This is a genomic window from Nostoc sp., assembly GCF_036919615.1.
Classification (GTDB): Bacteria; Cyanobacteriota; Cyanobacteriia; order Cyanobacteriales; family Nostocaceae; genus Nostoc.
The window spans coordinates 70031-85492 of sequence record NZ_JBALCN010000033.1; the positions used below are offsets into that span (position 1 = coordinate 70031).

Consider the following 15462-nt stretch of genomic DNA (forward strand, 5'->3'; position numbering starts at 1 on the left):
GCCGCAGGCTTTACAGCTTTGCTCAGGGCAAGACGCTCAGGACAAGCTCAGTACAAGTGCCCAATGCCCAATATTGATTTCACCCAAAAGTTGCAAGATTTAATGCAACAAGTGGGTATTTCTAGTTTTAAAGCGCTGAGTCGTGCTGCTGGCGTCTCAGAGTATCAACTTTTGCGGTTACGACAAGGAAAACTAGCGCAGATGCGGGTAGATGTGCTGCTCAAGCTGTCGCCAGTGCTACAGATGCCATTGAATAAATTAATTGCAACTTTTTCAACCGTAGAGTTGTTACAAGAGAAAGTAGCGCCTACTCAAGAATTATTAGAAGAAATTGCAGATTTAAGAAAAGAGTACCAGCGATCGCAGCTGCAACTAGAACAGCAGCGAGAGATGTTACTGCAAGAACTCCAACAGTCGAGTTTGCAACTGCTGGAGTCTTTATTATTGCAATGGCCAACAGCAGCACAGAAAGCGCAAGAGAATCCACAGCTAGCAGCAGCCAAAATAATCCCATTGGTGCAGAAACCCCTAGAAAAGCTTTTACAGGCGTGGCGAGTGGAAGCAATCGCACCTGTGGGAGCAGAATTACCTTATGATCCCCAGTTACACCAATTGATGGAGGGTAATGCACAACCAGGTGAAATAGTCAAGGTGCGCTACACTGGGTATCTTCAAGGCGACAAACTGCTTTATAGAGCTAAAGTAAGTCCTCTTAAAGAGAGTTAGGACGCAAATTTTCGCCTTTCTCTAATTTTTTGTGCCAGCTAAGGGATCGCGCGAGTCATTTAGCTGGCACAACTATTTCTCTGGTTAAAAATCGATAATCTTGTTGAGCAATAACAAACATTGGGAATACTAAAATACTACAGGCAATAGTCTTAGAGAACCTCAAGTTTGAGCCCAGCAGTGCTAAAACTAAATCTTTTACCTAGAGTTTCTTAATTCCCCCATAACTTATTTCAAGTATGTTAGGTAAAAGCATTATAGTTAAGAAATTCTGGTGATTGTGTTTTTTAGAGGTTTAAGGAGCGATCGCCACTCTTAATCTACTTGATACAACAGCTTTTCACCTTCACTGATGACAATCATCATGATACTTATTTGCACTCAGTGACTTCTTAGCATTAAGACTATAATTATAAGTTAACAATTAGTTTTTCTCAAAATAAAATTAAATGTTTGATAATTTATACTGCCTCATTCAAAAGGACTTATAAAGCATTGTAGGTTAAGAATTGCTTATTTTTTATCTGGTAAGCATTTTTTAAATGATCTATGATTGGGATATACTAACGAAAACAGAGCATCATTTACACAAATCAGAGTGAGGTATTATGAGAGAAGAAGTAAAAGTTATTAAACTCAGCGGAAATTTGAACGCCATAACTTCACAAGAATTTAGACAAAATGTTAGTGATATTTTAGGAAGTGGGGCTAAAATTGTGTTAGTTGATTTTCAAGATGTAACGTTTATGGATAGTTCAGGTTTAGGAGCTTTAGTATTAGCTTTTAAAACATTGAGAGCAGCGAATACTCAGCTTGTTCTCTGCTCAATTAATGAGCAAGTCAGGATATTATTTGAACTGACTAATATGGATAAAGTATTTGAAATATTCTCTAGTCAGGACGCATTTAATCAGATTTTAGTCTCAAATAATTAATTAATGAAAGTTAATTTGCAAAATAGATAAATCATCATCAAAAACATCTTTGGAGTTCAGAGCGATTAAATAACTCAGTACATGATCAAGTTGGCAATCAACAGGATGTTGTAAGCTAACTAATAGCTGAATAAAAGCATCCAAACTCCAAAGTGTACCATCTGATTTAGTGATTTCATAAGCACCATCACTAAAAATGTAAAGGGTACTGAACTCTTCAATATTGCAAAACCCATCAACATATTTTGCCTCTGGAAACATCCCAACTGGCATACCGGGACTTTTCAAGAGTTTAACTTCAGACTTTCTTGGAGATGTGCCGGTTACTAAAACTGCTGGTGGATGACCTGCACTAGCATAAATTAACTGGCGATTAATTCGGTTGTAAACTCCGTACCAAATCGTAAAGTATTTGTCATTTTGATAATTCATCTGAAAGGTATCATTCAAAGCCTTTAATACATCACTAGGTTGATAATAATCCAGACCTTTGAGCGCACGGGAACGCAGCAGATTCAGCACTGAAACAGAGGGAAGAGTCGCTTTGAGTCCATGTCCAGCAGTATCAAGTAAGTAAATTGCCAGATAATCAGCATCAAGCCAGTAGTAATCGAAACAATCACCGCCAAGTTGCCGCGAGGGAATGAATCGGAAATTTATATTGAAGGGTTCAGTCATAGAAAGAGGCAGCAGCGATCGCACATATTCTGCGGCTTCTGACATTTCTGATTCTAAAAGCAACTTTTGAGCCTGCAAATCTCTACTCAACTGATGCAGGCGTAATCCCGCTCTTACTCGTGCTTGTAATTCATTGTGCTCGATAGGTTTGGAGATAAAATCATCAGCACCAGCATCTAGACCTTTGACGCAATCGGCAACGGAATCTAAGGATGTTAATAAAATAAAGAATGTGGTGTAAAATTTGGGGTCTGTCTTAATCCGCTGGCAAACTTCCAGTCCAGTCAACCCCGGCATGATCCAATCACAAATAATTAGTGCTGGGCGGTAAGCCTGCGCTTTTTCTATTCCTTCCTCGCCGCTACTGGCAGTAACTACCTCATAACCTTGTTTTTCCAATATCCTTTTCAGAAGTGTTTTTATTGAATAATCGTCATCAATTATTAGTATTTGAAACATAGAAAGTTATAGGAAACACTCATTAATAATTTGTTGTAGAAATAGAAAAAAATCCGATAAGGGCTTATTAGTTAGTAGTTTACCTGGATAATACTACTAACTAATTTATATTTTTCCGTCGAATAAATGACTTTTTCAGGTCATAAAATATTATGGAGGTGCAAGAGGATTCACCCATAAGAGGATGGCATTTTTTAGCTGGTTTAAATCGCGGTATGCTTCTTGCTTGAACCATTGCCCTAAGGCATCAAAGGGACTGAAAGATGTTCCAGTTTGCCATTTAATGTCTTGACCTAGAGGTGTTGTGTGAGTTCCTGGTAACGTTTGTGCTGTCACCATCTCATCAAAGCGTTCTTGTAAGATTTTGGTTAAAGCTGCCGATTGATCAATGGTGTCATTGCTAAATTTTATTAATAAATTGCGCGGGATATTGTAGCGCTCTTGAACAAGCTTGTTAGTTTCCAACGGTGAGGGGGTAAACTCGATTTTCAAAGTAGAATTGAACTGTTCTACTAGGGGGATAGCTTCTTTAGCGGCGTAGTTGTTGAAGGATATAAAAATATTACCTGCACGTTCTACTTTAAAGAGGCTACCAATCAGCAAGTGAAGTTTACAGCCCATGCTGTGTCCAATGCCGTAGATGGGAAAGTAAAGCTTGCGTAATGCCCTAGAGTCATGTAAGCGTTCGAGAGTGCGGTCAAAGTTTAACAGCACGGATTTTGCGATCGCAGTATGATCCAAAGTATTGACGAAAGGCGTAGCAATTACAACATAACCTTTACTTGCCAATTGTTCGAGTAACCAGCGATAAGTGATGTGCGGTGCAGTTGCGACAAATGCACCTCCTAAAAAATGAACGATACCTATGGGATTTTGGGGAATGATTACCCAGTTGCCTCTGACCTCTTTCCAGTCCATGCTGATGAGCGATCTCTTTACGAATATGAATATTCTTTATGTTAGACCGGGGATCGCAACCGTGGGAAGGATTATGGAAAAGAGTAGATTGTCAGCCAACCCACTCAGCAGCGTCTATGGACTTATCAGGAGCATCTACGCTTTTTCCAACTCACTAACTGAGTGCTGTTAGCGGTAGGGGGCGTTTAGCCCGTACTGAATAAATTCAGGAATGCTTTCTAAATCTCCATTACAAAACTTAATTACAAATTACATATTACAAATTACGGATTATTTTAACGCTGAGTCTGTAATCTTTTCATTTCGTGTTGTACATCTAATGCAATTTGTAATGCTTCATTGAGCAACCTTCCATGCTCAGTAGCCTGTTCAGTTACTTGCATGGCTGTTAAAGTTGCTAAATTGTTGACAAATAGTTCTGTATTACTAAGGATAAAGCTCTTATTCTCCCTCAAAATCTTTTCTGTCTTCAAAGCACGAACTAAATCAGCTTTGGTAAGTTTAAGCGCTTCGATAACACCCTCTCTTTCCTTTATAACTACTTCTGGATTCCCAACTTCTTCTATTTGGTCATTGATATCTATTACTCTAATAACAGTATTATATCTATTAACCTCATTTAACAGAATTTGCAGAGATTTTGTCATATTAATTTTGACAAGTTTATTTTTAGTTTTCCAGATTAAATATAAGATAGTTTGCGTCAGACCACCAACCCAAAAACCTACAATTATTAACAATATCCAAGATGGAATTGTTATCCACGTAACAAAAAGTTTCATAATTATATCAAATAAAATATAGACAAAAACAAATGTAGAAAATCCAATAAAAACTACAGTTGCCCCTTCAGAGCTTTTAAGTTTTTGTATATATATCTTTACTAATCTTTTCAGAGGATTTGTAATGATTACAAGTTCCTCATTGACAGGCAAATTAGTCAGCTTTTGCAGTTCATTCTGACTAATTTCCAAGCCCTGTAAATCATCCCGCACAGCTTTTAAACCCTTGCCAGAATAGTTATTTAATCTAATATAGCAAGCAAATTTCTGGAATGCTGGTATTTTATCTAAACTTTTTCAGGCAAGTTAAAATTTCTAAGCAATATCAAGAATTTTTGTACAATCTGATACTTTATAAACTCCTACTTGGAAACACTAGAAATAATAAAGATGAGCATTGCCCACCTATTCTGTTTTATTTGCTAATTAGCTTTTAGGGAAGGTTTTCGCAGGCTATATCGTCGTGATCACGGTCTAGGTCAAATGGATCATTAGGATACTTATTGAAGATTTCTTTAGCCTCTGCTTGGGTTGTGAAGTCGGGACAGTTATAGTTTTTGAGCAAGTTACTCGTATTAACTGGAAAAGGTGAATATGTAGGTTGATTGCTACGCTTACCTTGTCGGAAATTCCAAGGCATTACTGGATTTTGCTGGTTCCAGAAACCCAATTTCTGTATCTTGGCATACTCTTCAGCTTGAAGATACTGGTTTGTGTTAGAAGCGCAGTTATTTAGATATGGCAGATAAACGACAGTATTTCCCTCTTGAACCATCTGTAGATTTACTGATTGACCAGCAACAAAAATTTCATAAAGTCTGATTTTTCGCAATTCGATTTTTTGACCAAGAGGTGAAATTTTTGCCAATCTATTTGTTGTTTGTTGTTCCCAAAACTGTTTTCCTTCCGGTGCGTCAATACAGGCTAACCGTACTTCGGTTTTTTTGCCATTTTTGTTAATCCAAATTGAGTCACCATCAGTAATCTGCTCTACTGAACAAAATAGTTTTGCTTGATTACTTCAATGATATTTCTCAAAAAACTAATTCTGAGTTTAAAGTAGGAGAAAACTCGCAGTCTCCTTAATAATTAAATTATCACAATCCTTAATCATTTGTGAAAAACAAGATCCCCAACTTTTTTAATAACTCGGGGATCTAAACCTGGAGATTTTCATGGCTCAGATATAATTGCTATATATCATCAGATAAGTTACCTATAAATCTGGGTGAATAGAGAATAACCGCTAACAGCAAAAATAAAAAGGATAGCAGCAGGAAAAATTACTACATCCCTGACAATAAATAAAATCCAATCTTTTCTTAGTTCCTGTTTAAATTTTAATTCTTGCAGTTTTCGCCCAAGTTCTGAGTCTTCTTGTGACTGCAAGTTTATAGTTGAGATAATTAATGGATTGTTGCCTTTGCTGGCAATTATTTTTGATAAATCTGTTCTATCTGTCATACTGTTTAGATACCAATAATTTCAGTTTCCAGATTTTGGTCATCATCTGCAATCCAAATATACTTGCCTTTTTGCTTGGCTTCTACGGCTACTTCTAAGAGTGCGATCGCTTTTAACAGAACCTCAGTATTATCTCCATTAATCTGTTGCGCCAGATTATTTAGTGTCTCATAAAGTTCTGGTGATAAATCTAAATTTATTTGAATACGTTGGATTTTTCCTTGTACAGTCATATAAATAGAGGTATAAGTGTCAAATTTATAAATAATCTTGCTTACAAACCTTATCCACAGGGAGTTTTAGTTTGCTTATACCTAACTATAGCAATCCTATCTGATTTATGAAAATTCGCGGTGTCTAAATGCCCGACTTCGTAAAAGTTGTCGGCATTTAACTTTTCACGAATGATTTAGGACTGCTATATAGGCTAATTTACTGCCGAATTCCTTTGATAAACTCTGTCCTCGCTTCAATTATCGAAGGCATTAAAACACAACGTGCTAACAAACTTATATCTAGTTCTGGTAGTAATTGACTTTCAGGAATTTGCTGATAGTTATCATTAGTGAGGTGATATACAGATAACTGATTATTTTCCCAAAACCAGACTTCAGGAATTTGAAACCGCTTATACTTTTCTAATTTATCTATGCTGCCACTAGTAATATTTATTTCAATTGCTAAGTCAGGATTTTCTTTCTTCTCACCTATATAATAAGATTCATCAGGTTCAAAGGAAGCTCCCTTTTCTTTTGCTCGACGGGTAGCGCTACCTACAGGAATAAAATTTATACCTATTTCAAAAAAGTATGTTTCTAGCAATATAGCCAGAATACTTTTGATAATTTCATGTTGTTCACCCAGAGTCATAAATTCCACACACCCATCAAGATAAGTTATCCGCAAACCTGGCGCATCTGCTGTTAAGGCTTCTAGTTTCTCAAATTCTTCCCAAGTGTAATGGCCAGGTAGGAAAAATCGTTGTTCTTGAAGGGTGGTGATTTTATTTAAGGTTTGTGGAATCATAGTTAATGTGCCTGTTTTTGCTAATCCCATCCGACTGCTAAAAGTTTCTCTCTGACTGGCTGGCGACTATTAAGCCAATAAATACACGTATCAGTGTCGAGTAAATAGTTCACAAGCTATAATTGCGTAGACGCAAAGCGGCTTGTCGTCAGACATCGCTTACAGTCCGACTTGAATATATATCATCAATAATCTCTTCTGTGGTGCGTGTATCTTCCCAGGTTCCAAATGTTTCTAAAAAAGCTTGTGGTGAATGCGCTTTTGGCTGCTCCTCAGATGAAAAAATGATTTCATTCACTATCAATTGATTTGCTTCTGGAACTCCTAATTTTTTGGTTTCCTCTTTAGCTGTAACCATAATTTGCATCAAGGTTATAGCCTGACGCAAAACATCACTTTTACTTGTGCCTATTTTCTCTGCTAATTCGTCTAGTATCTGATTAAGTTCAGGTGACAAATCTAAGTTGAAGCGAACCATCTTTTGAGTGTTAATCATGGTTCCATCCTTATATAAAATCTTAAGTACATTATAATTGGCTAAGGCTGCAAGATTGACAGCTTCCTTACCGGAGATATTTGATAAACGTCCCATTTATACTAGAATTTCCCTGATAAACACTTGTGATTCCTTAATAATATAAGGTTTGCCATGTTTAGCTTGGACGTGAAGATATCCCGTAATGATATCTTTAATACTTTCAACTCCCTCATTTAGTATTTTATCTTGACTCACACAGCCTGGAAGTTTAGGAACCTCAGCAACGTATTAAATTTTGTAATGTTTTTTATGAACAATATTGATTTTTGTATAAATTTGCTTTATGTTAAAAGCCATTCAAGCTTCAAGTAAACAATAATAAATGAACGTGCCATTTATCTTAAATATAGTAATCGGGCTAATTTTCATTTACCTAACATTAAGTTTAGTTGCTTCAGAAATTCAGGAGATATTAACCACACTTTTGCAGTGGCGTGCTGCCCACCTAAAAAAGTCAATTGAAATTCTTTTAACTGGTGGTGAGGGAACAAAAAATGATGAAAAAGTAAAGAAAATTGTTAAAGATTTATATGAAAATCCTCTCATTAAAAACATTAGTCAAGAATCTAAAGAAGGTATTGAAGCATGGCTACGTCAAGCATTTCGATTTTTTGTCACACTTGGGAGAAAAGATATTACATTGAACGGCAATGAGCCTTCATATATGCCTTCAGAAACCTTTGCAACGACATTACTGGATAGGCTTAATCTCTCTGATATCTCTCGTAAGATAACAGTATTTAACCTGGAAAGGATGATTAAATATGAAATTCTTGTGGAAGTTGAGGGTTATATTAATGATAAAAGTTTGAATATTAGCAATGAAACTCGTCAAAATTTGAAAAGCGAATTTAATACTTTCAAAAGTAAACTTAAGACTATTTGTAGAGATTTGTACAATGAAAGAACAACTCTCTTAACTAGTATAAATCGGATCAGGGATGAGATTGATTCCTTTATTGAAACATCCAAGCTATTTGCTCCTAGTATTTCTTCTTCTCTAAAGCCGGATTCAGAGGAGCAAGAAAACAATCCCTTAGGTTCACAAAGTCAGACTCTAAGTGAAAAAAACGAAAATACTGAGATTACAAAATTCATTGCTCAGTTAAAGTCTTTGAAAAATGGGATTTTCTACGAGGGTGATTCTAAGTATAACAATGCAAGCTACAACAACACTGATGAATTAATACGCCGACTACAACCCAGTCCTGCTTATATTTTGGATCTGGTAATCGGAGAAGTAAAAGTTAAAGGACAGGAAATAGTGAGGCTGAGTAAGACTTACAAGGCTTTTCAAGATGAGTTTCGGAATCTTGACACGAATGATGAAATTTATAAAGCTTACGAAGATATTAAGAAGGAGATTGAAGAAATAGGAGAACAGCTACCTGACTCAACTCGAGAAAGCTTGGCTGTTTTAGCAAAACGCGCTCAGATTAATCTTAGATATGCTCAAGCTCAAGTCCAATCTATAGAGGATGAAATATATCAGTTCAAAACTGAAGTTCAGGTCTGGTTTGATCGCTCAATGGAGCGAGCATCAGGAGTTTACAAACGTAATGCCAAAGGAATTGCCTTCCTAATTGGTTTCTTACTTGCTTATGTTTTGAACGCAGACACCTTTCATATCATCAGTCGGCTAACAACAGACTCTGCATTGCGGGATGCCCTTACCACAAATGCAGAATTGGTGACAAAAGATTGTTTGCCTACTCAAGGTAATACAGGTGCAAACACTGAGTATTTGGAATGTGTTCGTCAAAAGGTCAATCCATCTATTTCATTGCCCCTCGGTCGGGACGAGGCTAATTTGAAGCAGCAGGCAGAAGAGAGTAAAGGATGGTTCTGGTCACCACTTAGGAGGTTTTTGGGTTGGATTGTCAGTGGCTTTGCGATCATGATGGGTGCGCCCTTCTGGTTTGAATTGCTTGGCAAGATTATCAACGTTCGTAATGCAGGTAAACCTCCTGAAACATCTATTGATCGACAAAGCACAAATCAGTCTGTTTCCTCTAGTCGCATTGATCCGAGATAACTGTTAAATCAGCAATTAAGACTCAAATTGCCTCATAATCTGGTTTAGCTTCTTGTCTATCACTAGCTAGATGTTCATAGGCTCCCCAAAACATTCGTCTATCTTTGTGTAATGTACCCCCAGCAGATAAAAATCAAGCAGGGGTGTCTGACTCTAATGCACTAAGGCGATGTCTACGACGGGCTACGCCTACGCACGTTTCGTTAACGCTTCAGCACTGGCTCGTACAAGTACGTCCCATTGGTGGAAGGAAAATTGTGCGATCGCGGCTGATGAATTTATAATTTATCAAGGCATACAGCCAAATAATATTTTAAATTTTAAAATATATTACTTGATACCAGAGGTTAGAGAAAATGAGTATTGAGCAAATTATTCTAGACAAGGTAAAAATATTACCTCTTGATAAGCAAAAAGAGGCATTATCTTTTGTAAAATTATTACTTGCGAAAAGGCAAAATCAAGAGTTATCTGCTCAACAAAGAAAGTTAGGGGTTTCAGCTTTGACCCTTGCTCAAGAATACATTTTATAATTACTTCAAAATAGGAGATTTTCAAAAGGATAACTTTGCTTCCAACGATAGGTATTAAAGTCACGCTGATCTACTGAGAAAATGCGTCCATGCCCTAAGTATTCTGCTAAAATTACTAGGGAAGCATCAGCTAAATCCATTGGAAGATTAGCATATTTTTTTATTAATTCAATAATTCGAGGAGTATGGTGAGGTTCTAAATTAAAAATCGTAAATAATTCTTGCTGTAGACTATTTAGAAAAATAATTTCAGTGTCAACTCCCTTGCGGGTTAGCAAAAGATAGCAAGTTTCTGTGACAACACACCATGTTGTAATTAAAGGTTCATTATATTGTTTTAAAGCTTGTTTTGCTCTTTCGTAATAAGTGTCTTTTTTATCAATAAGAGCCAACCAAAATCCTGTATCAACGATGATCATATTTTTTATCTAATGTATTAGATAAAACTTCTTTATATGTGGTTGATAAATTTTCTTCTACAGAACAACAACCAATTAATCCAATTTCATCAAACTTTTCATAGAGATTTTTTTCCTGACTATGATTTTTTGATTCTGTTTGTAGATAACGCTTTTTGAGTAACTGAATAAAATCAAGTAGTAAGATTTGAGCTTCTTCTGGTAAAGTATCAATATCTCTATATATCTCTTCAAATTTTATATGCATAATTAACTTCTAAGATTGAGGAAAATTTTCAGTATGACCATATTATAGACTAATTTTAAACCTGAATGAGGTAACGCGATCGCGCCTGATAAATTAATGTGAACAGTGCGATGTCTACACACTTCCTAAATTTATCCTCTTGAGTGCCTAACGATTGAAGTCGCGGCTAAAGGCATACAGCCAAATAATACTTTAAAGTTTAAAATATATTAGTTGATACTAGAGGCTAGAGAAATGAGCATTGAAAAAATTATTATAGACAAGGTAAGAATCTTACCTCCTGATAAGCAACAAGAAGCGTTAGATTTTGTAGAATTTTTACTTGCGGAAATGCAAAAGCACGAGTTATCTGATAAAGAAAAAAATCAGGGGTTTCAGCTTTGACTCTGGCTCAAGAATACATTGGTTGTGTGGAAGCAGCAAGTGACTTATCTACTAATAAAGATTATATGGATGGTTACGGTTTGTGAGAATATGATATGTATTGCTAGATACAAAGATAACTTTATCTTGTCATTGAGTTTTAGCTAAAAAAGTAAAAAATACTTCCTACAGCAGCGCCTACTACACCACCAATTGCAGCACCGATTGGCCCACCAACTACTGCTCCAGCACTTGCACCCGTCGCTGCTAAAGCTGGAATAACCTCTATAAGTTTTTTCTTAATTAATTCTTTTTGTATGCCATTAAATATAAAATCATTAACATTAAATTCACGATTTACATCTTCTTCGCCTTCATTTTTAAATTCGGATTGATTATAAAAAGTCCAGTTTGGATCTTTATTAGTTTTATTAGATTGTGTTTTATTTATTCTATGAGCGGTTGCCATCAAAAAAGGAATAGCACCTCTTTCAGACATTCTTATCAATACTTGCGTATACAATTCTTCTAACCATCTTTTTCCATCCGGTGTTGTTTCGCTTTTGTTATCTACGGCAACTGAAGGGATTTTCTTTGCAATTTCATGACCTGTATGTTTTGCAATTTCATCTCTAATACGCTTCGTTCTTTCCTGTAATTCTTCTAAATAGTCGTCAGCTTTATTAGCACGTGTGAAAATAATTACAGAATGTTCCCAAACTTTTGATGTAAATGCTTCTGAAATAATTTGTATACCTTTCTTTTCATCCTCACCAACTCTTGAATCATCAAGACGAGTTACAAACCAAAGTAAATCTATTTGGTTTATTTTGCTTTGAATCAATTTTATATACTTTTGGTTATTGCCTTTTTCTGGAAGATCGTCACACAGCCCAGGCGTATCAATTATTGAACATTTAACACCATTTATTTCATGCTCATATTCCTGAACTTCCATTGTTGTAGCATCATATTTGCCGACAGGAGCAATTTTCTGACTCAGTAATGAATTAATAGTACTAGATTTGCCAACACCTGTTTTACCTAATAAAACAAATACAAACTTTTTATCTTGAGATAGCTGTAGTTTATCAATTAATAAATTTAACAGTTCTCCAAAAGAAGAAGATATAGATTCTTGGCCTGCAGCCAAATTTTTTGTAATTTCATCAACTAGCTTTTTAGTTGTCTTATTAAGCATATAATTTCTGTTGTTAATTAATTTTTTCATATAATAATACATTAAAACTATAAAAATAACCGTAAATATACGCTTAAAAATGCCAATCTATCGGTGTCTATCTGCGTATATATGCAGCTAAAAATTCCGACTTTTCTACCGACAAAACCCAGCTTAATGCACTAATGCGATCGCACCTTTTGTCAAGCCTCCATAGCCAATCTATTAAACGCCATCAACTCAGTAGCACTGACGTAGTTTCCCTACGTTTGCAAGCGAATGTGTCATATTTGTTTGTAAATCAAGTTTTAAACTCAGAAATCTAGTTTTGAACTTCTAAACTAAGTTTTGAACTTCTAAATCGAGTTTTGAACTTCTAAATCGAGTTTTGAACTTCCAAATCGAGTTTTGAACTTCTAAATCAAGTTTTGAAATTCTAAACTAGCTTCAAAACTCATAAATCAGTTTTTTAAGTCAAAAAGTTACCTTCCATCTCATATAGCTCTTATTATCAAAAGATTTAAGCCAATATCACTGTATCAGGACTTACGCATAGGTAATGGAAAATCGAACCGCAGAGGACGCAGAGGACACGGAGGAATAAGAGTTTGAGAGTTTTTTTGCGTAAGTCCTATGTATTTCTCTTGTTCCCTAATCCCAATACCTCAAAAGTTCTCTGAAATAAAAAAACGCAAATATACGCATTGCAACACAATTTTTCAGCGTTTATATCCGTATAAATGCGATAAGAGGAGAAACTATTCCAGCCTTAATGCACTAAGGCGATCGCACGTTTCGTTAACGCTTCAGCAGTCAATCCATTAAACGCCATCAACTCACCAGCACTGGCTGTAGTTTCCCCACGTTTCCAAGCGAAAGTGTCGCGCTTGGCCGTACTCCGTAACAAAATTGGTTCTAGCATCGCCGCAGCGCCACCAGTGACAGCAATTAGCGCATCACCATCAAATAATTCGGCAAATTTGGCATCATTTAAGAAACCGCCTTCAGGTTCAGAACATATATCCCAAGCGGTATCATGGCTACGGTACAATTGCCGAGGATTAATTACAGAAACTATCTTCGCACCAATACCTTCAGTTTCCAAGAAAGCAGCAGCTTCAAATACTGGCATTAATGTCATATCGCCAATCACAGCAAATACAACTTGCTTATCACCAGCGACTTCATGCAATAGTACCGCACCATCGCGCAACCCTTGACGAGTTTGTTCAAAAGTGGTGCGAATTTGTAATGGCGATTTACTTGCAGTAATTACAATTCCCTTATTTTTACTTTTCAGTGCCCAGTCATAACAGACTTGAATACTATTAGCATCGGGGGGAAATAAAGGGAAAATATTGCCATTTCGCATCAAGGAAGCAAAGTAAGCTTCAATTTCTGGACGTTGGTGAGTCCAACCGTTACGCCCTTGCTCTAATGCGCCAGCCGTGAATAAAGTAATAGTCGAGGGAGTTTGACGGCGCAATTCTGCCATTGCTTGAGTCACAGTTTGCCAAATTGGTAATCCGTTGATGGCAAAAGATTCATAAGAACACCACAAAGTTCTCGCACCCATTAATGCCAAACCCGCAGCTAAACCAGCACAAGCATCTTCACTCAATGGTTCATAAACTTGTCCATTTGGTGCTTGGTAATATAAATCGTCGGTTGTGGGGTGGATAATTTTTAATGCTTGGTTGATATTGGCAATTCCAGATGCTTCGTTACCGTCGGCGTTGGTGACGAGGAAATTCTGATCTTTATTTCCAACTATTCCTACCAATCGTCCCATCGCTGTTGTGGAAACTTTGGGTTCAGCACCGACTGCATATTCTTCTAAAGGTAATTCACCTAAATCTGGTAATGGAAATTCAAATTCTGTCACCACAGTTTTCGCTGCTGGGCCACCGCCTGCACGTTCTGCATTTGTCCGCACTAATTGCCAAGCTTCCGCAGACAAAGCACGGCTTTGCAATGCACTGATAATATGGGGAGCATTTAGCGTATCTTTGGGATAGAGGTTGTGAGATTTTGCCCCCCGTGCGTGGACTCCTGCACCTTTGAGTTGTTTAATTATAAATACCGTAAGTTTACCGCCCAGTGCCGATCGCGCTGCTTTATCTACACCCGAAAGTACTGCTTGAGTGAATTCTAGGCGCTTTTCAAAAGAAAAAGCAGTACTATCAACGTAATCCCCTGGTTGGTTTTGATCGTCGAAGTCTTTGGCATTAACTAATATAACTTCATCAAAACCGTTACCTTGCCAATATGCTTGCATCTGTTCATTGGTTTTCAGGGAAACCATGCTGTGATGTTCTTGGCTGTAACCGTTCCACACCAACACGGGTAAGAAGTTGGTAACAGCAGGATAAGCAGTATGGAAGTGGGCGATCGCACTTACAATATATGGTTCACCCAATCCACCATCACCAACTGTAAAGGGGAATAACTTATCTTTGTGCAACAGTGCAGCCGCCATTGCAAAGTGTTGCCCTTGCCCCAAAGGCCCCGCAGGTGCGAGAATACCGGGAATAAAACCAGAAAGGTGTCCTAAGAGTCCGTGCTTTTCTCGGAAGCGATCGCGTAATTGTTGGACTGTAAAAATTCCCATGTCCTCTAGCGAACGATCCAAGAACATGGCACTATAAAATCCAGGGGCGTGGTGTCCGACTTCAGTGATAATGTTTTTGTATCCCAGCATGACAAGAGATGCGTAAGCTTCTGCTTGGCTGGCGAATCCACCGGGATGCCCAGAGGCTTTAGTAGCAGTAACTTGCAAAATCAGGTAGCGGAGGGCATCAGCAGCCAGTAAAGTTTGATATACAGCTGCTTTGTCTGTGGGATCTGCGATCGCTACTTTGCCCGATTCTATAGCAGGTGTTGCACCATGAGTTTCAAAATCTGGTAACGCTTCACCAAAATATTGAATACCTTCAAAAAAATCAGGAAGCGCTGAAGATGCCTTTGGGGAGATTGCAGTCATGCTGAGTACCTTTTGACGATGAGGTGAAACTGTAGATGCTCGTTGAATTTAACAAAAATTTTACATCTTTGAGGTTGTAACAGTTTATTGCTTTTTCGCAACGTTAGAATAAGTACTTTAAATGGTTACGCAACTAAAATTCCAGTTAGTTTAGGTAATAGAAAAATATTAAGTAG

18 protein-coding genes are annotated in these 15462 nt (G+C 37.1%); 6 read left to right on the plus strand and 12 right to left on the minus strand.

The window, feature by feature from the left end; all coding sequences use genetic code 11:
- Positions 1–63 precede the first annotated feature (63 nt).
- Entirely contained in the window at positions 64–726 is a 663-nt protein-coding gene (gene grpE / locus V7K48_RS10925; protein WP_335072259.1) for a nucleotide exchange factor GrpE, read from the plus strand.
- Between the two features lie 608 nt (positions 727–1334).
- On the plus strand, positions 1335–1661 hold the full coding sequence (locus V7K48_RS10930; RefSeq protein WP_334976071.1) for an STAS domain-containing protein: 327 nt from the start codon (positions 1335–1337) through the stop codon (positions 1659–1661).
- Here the strand turns inward: V7K48_RS10930 and V7K48_RS10935 are convergent, their stop codons facing one another.
- From V7K48_RS10935 to V7K48_RS10970, 8 genes are all read right to left on the minus strand, one after another.
- The gene (locus V7K48_RS10935) at positions 1662–2798 is read right to left on the minus strand and encodes a PP2C family protein-serine/threonine phosphatase (protein WP_335072261.1); all 1137 of its coding nucleotides are present in this window, start codon (positions 2796–2798) and stop codon (positions 1662–1664) included.
- 150 nt (positions 2799–2948) lie between these two features.
- A complete protein-coding gene (locus tag V7K48_RS10940; RefSeq protein ID WP_335072263.1) occupies positions 2949–3716 on the minus strand; it encodes a DUF1350 family protein in 768 nt (255 codons plus the stop codon).
- Between the two features lie 275 nt (positions 3717–3991).
- On the minus strand, positions 3992–4711 hold the full coding sequence (locus tag V7K48_RS10945) for a hypothetical protein (protein WP_335072265.1): 720 nt from the start codon (positions 4709–4711) through the stop codon (positions 3992–3994).
- Positions 4712–4931: 220 nt separating this feature from the next.
- Complete coding sequence (locus tag V7K48_RS10950; protein WP_335072326.1) at positions 4932–5483, minus strand: thermonuclease family protein; 552 nt, start codon at positions 5481–5483, stop codon at positions 4932–4934.
- Between the two features lie 227 nt (positions 5484–5710).
- Positions 5711–5962 carry a hypothetical protein gene (locus V7K48_RS10955; RefSeq protein WP_334976079.1) on the minus strand — a complete coding sequence of 84 codons (252 nt, stop codon included), beginning with the start codon at positions 5960–5962 and terminating at the stop codon, positions 5711–5713.
- Positions 5963–5967: 5 nt separating this feature from the next.
- The gene (locus V7K48_RS10960) at positions 5968–6195 is read right to left on the minus strand and encodes a DNA-binding protein (protein WP_334976081.1); all 228 of its coding nucleotides are present in this window, start codon (positions 6193–6195) and stop codon (positions 5968–5970) included.
- A gap of 199 nt (positions 6196–6394) precedes the next feature.
- Positions 6395–6988, minus strand: a complete 594-nt coding sequence (locus V7K48_RS10965) for a Uma2 family endonuclease (RefSeq protein ID WP_335072267.1) — start codon at positions 6986–6988, stop codon at positions 6395–6397.
- A gap of 148 nt (positions 6989–7136) precedes the next feature.
- Entirely contained in the window at positions 7137–7580 is a 444-nt protein-coding gene (locus V7K48_RS10970; RefSeq protein WP_335072269.1) for a CopG family transcriptional regulator, read from the minus strand.
- 268 nt (positions 7581–7848) lie between these two features.
- On the opposite strand from V7K48_RS10970, the gene V7K48_RS10975 reads away from it, so the two are divergent.
- The 3 genes from V7K48_RS10975 to V7K48_RS10985 all read left to right on the plus strand — a co-directional run bounded on the left by V7K48_RS10975 (position 7849) and on the right by V7K48_RS10985 (position 10094).
- A complete protein-coding gene (locus V7K48_RS10975; protein WP_335072271.1) occupies positions 7849–9561 on the plus strand; it encodes a hypothetical protein in 1713 nt (570 codons plus the stop codon).
- Positions 9562–9730: 169 nt separating this feature from the next.
- The gene (locus V7K48_RS10980) at positions 9731–9928 is read left to right on the plus strand and encodes a hypothetical protein (protein ID WP_335072273.1); all 198 of its coding nucleotides are present in this window, start codon (positions 9731–9733) and stop codon (positions 9926–9928) included.
- Complete coding sequence (locus tag V7K48_RS10985) at positions 9918–10094, plus strand: hypothetical protein (RefSeq protein ID WP_335072275.1); 177 nt, start codon at positions 9918–9920, stop codon at positions 10092–10094. Before V7K48_RS10980 ends, V7K48_RS10985 begins: the two co-directional genes overlap by 11 nt.
- A gap of 5 nt (positions 10095–10099) precedes the next feature.
- On the opposite strand, the gene V7K48_RS10990 is transcribed toward V7K48_RS10985, so the two are convergent.
- Positions 10100–10513, minus strand: a complete 414-nt coding sequence (locus V7K48_RS10990; RefSeq protein ID WP_335072277.1) for a type II toxin-antitoxin system VapC family toxin — start codon at positions 10511–10513, stop codon at positions 10100–10102.
- Positions 10500–10760 (minus strand): DUF2281 domain-containing protein, encoded by a 261-nt coding sequence (locus V7K48_RS10995; protein ID WP_335072279.1) that lies wholly within the window; start codon positions 10758–10760, stop codon positions 10500–10502. The genes V7K48_RS10990 and V7K48_RS10995 overlap by 14 nt, the downstream gene beginning before the upstream one ends.
- A 234-nt stretch (positions 10761–10994) precedes the next feature.
- On the opposite strand from V7K48_RS10995, the gene V7K48_RS11000 reads away from it, so the two are divergent.
- Entirely contained in the window at positions 10995–11144 is a 150-nt protein-coding gene (locus V7K48_RS11000; RefSeq protein WP_335072281.1) for a DUF2281 domain-containing protein, read from the plus strand.
- Positions 11145–11283: 139 nt separating this feature from the next.
- On the opposite strand, the gene V7K48_RS11005 is transcribed toward V7K48_RS11000, so the two are convergent.
- Together V7K48_RS11005 and V7K48_RS11010 are read right to left on the minus strand one after the other, a co-directional pair.
- Positions 11284–12354, minus strand: coding sequence for a GTPase (locus tag V7K48_RS11005; protein ID WP_335072284.1), 1071 nt, complete (start codon positions 12352–12354; stop codon positions 11284–11286).
- Positions 12355–13072: 718 nt separating this feature from the next.
- On the minus strand, positions 13073–15286 hold the full coding sequence (locus V7K48_RS11010) for a phosphoketolase (RefSeq protein WP_335072286.1): 2214 nt from the start codon (positions 15284–15286) through the stop codon (positions 13073–13075).
- Positions 15287–15462: the final 176 nt, after the last annotated feature.

What these genes read in the sequence shown, in the direction of transcription:
- V7K48_RS10980 (WP_335072273.1), top strand. Translation starts at nt 9,731, where the DNA reads ATGTCTACGACGGGCTACGCCTACGCACGTTTCGTTAACGCTTCAGCA.
- V7K48_RS10985 (WP_335072275.1), top strand. Translation starts at nt 9,918, where the DNA reads ATGAGTATTGAGCAAATTATTCTAGACAAGGTAAAAATATTACCTCTT.
- V7K48_RS10995 (WP_335072279.1), bottom strand. Translation starts at nt 10,760, where the DNA reads ATGCATATAAAATTTGAAGAGATATATAGAGATATTGATACTTTACCA.
- V7K48_RS10960 (WP_334976081.1), bottom strand. Translation starts at nt 6,195, where the DNA reads ATGACTGTACAAGGAAAAATCCAACGTATTCAAATAAATTTAGATTTA.
- V7K48_RS10990 (WP_335072277.1), bottom strand. Translation starts at nt 10,513, where the DNA reads ATGATCATCGTTGATACAGGATTTTGGTTGGCTCTTATTGATAAAAAA.
- V7K48_RS10940 (WP_335072263.1), bottom strand. Translation starts at nt 3,716, where the DNA reads ATGGACTGGAAAGAGGTCAGAGGCAACTGGGTAATCATTCCCCAAAAT.
- V7K48_RS10935 (WP_335072261.1), bottom strand. Translation starts at nt 2,798, where the DNA reads ATGTTTCAAATACTAATAATTGATGACGATTATTCAATAAAAACACTT.
- V7K48_RS11000 (WP_335072281.1), top strand. Translation starts at nt 10,995, where the DNA reads ATGAGCATTGAAAAAATTATTATAGACAAGGTAAGAATCTTACCTCCT.
- V7K48_RS10975 (WP_335072271.1), top strand. Translation starts at nt 7,849, where the DNA reads ATGAACGTGCCATTTATCTTAAATATAGTAATCGGGCTAATTTTCATT.
- V7K48_RS10955 (WP_334976079.1), bottom strand. Translation starts at nt 5,962, where the DNA reads ATGACAGATAGAACAGATTTATCAAAAATAATTGCCAGCAAAGGCAAC.
- V7K48_RS10965 (WP_335072267.1), bottom strand. Translation starts at nt 6,988, where the DNA reads ATGATTCCACAAACCTTAAATAAAATCACCACCCTTCAAGAACAACGA.
- grpE (WP_335072259.1), top strand. Translation starts at nt 64, where the DNA reads ATGCCCAATATTGATTTCACCCAAAAGTTGCAAGATTTAATGCAACAA.
- V7K48_RS11005 (WP_335072284.1), bottom strand. Translation starts at nt 12,354, where the DNA reads ATGAAAAAATTAATTAACAACAGAAATTATATGCTTAATAAGACAACT.
- V7K48_RS11010 (WP_335072286.1), bottom strand. Translation starts at nt 15,286, where the DNA reads ATGACTGCAATCTCCCCAAAGGCATCTTCAGCGCTTCCTGATTTTTTT.
- V7K48_RS10970 (WP_335072269.1), bottom strand. Translation starts at nt 7,580, where the DNA reads ATGGGACGTTTATCAAATATCTCCGGTAAGGAAGCTGTCAATCTTGCA.
- V7K48_RS10930 (WP_334976071.1), top strand. Translation starts at nt 1,335, where the DNA reads ATGAGAGAAGAAGTAAAAGTTATTAAACTCAGCGGAAATTTGAACGCC.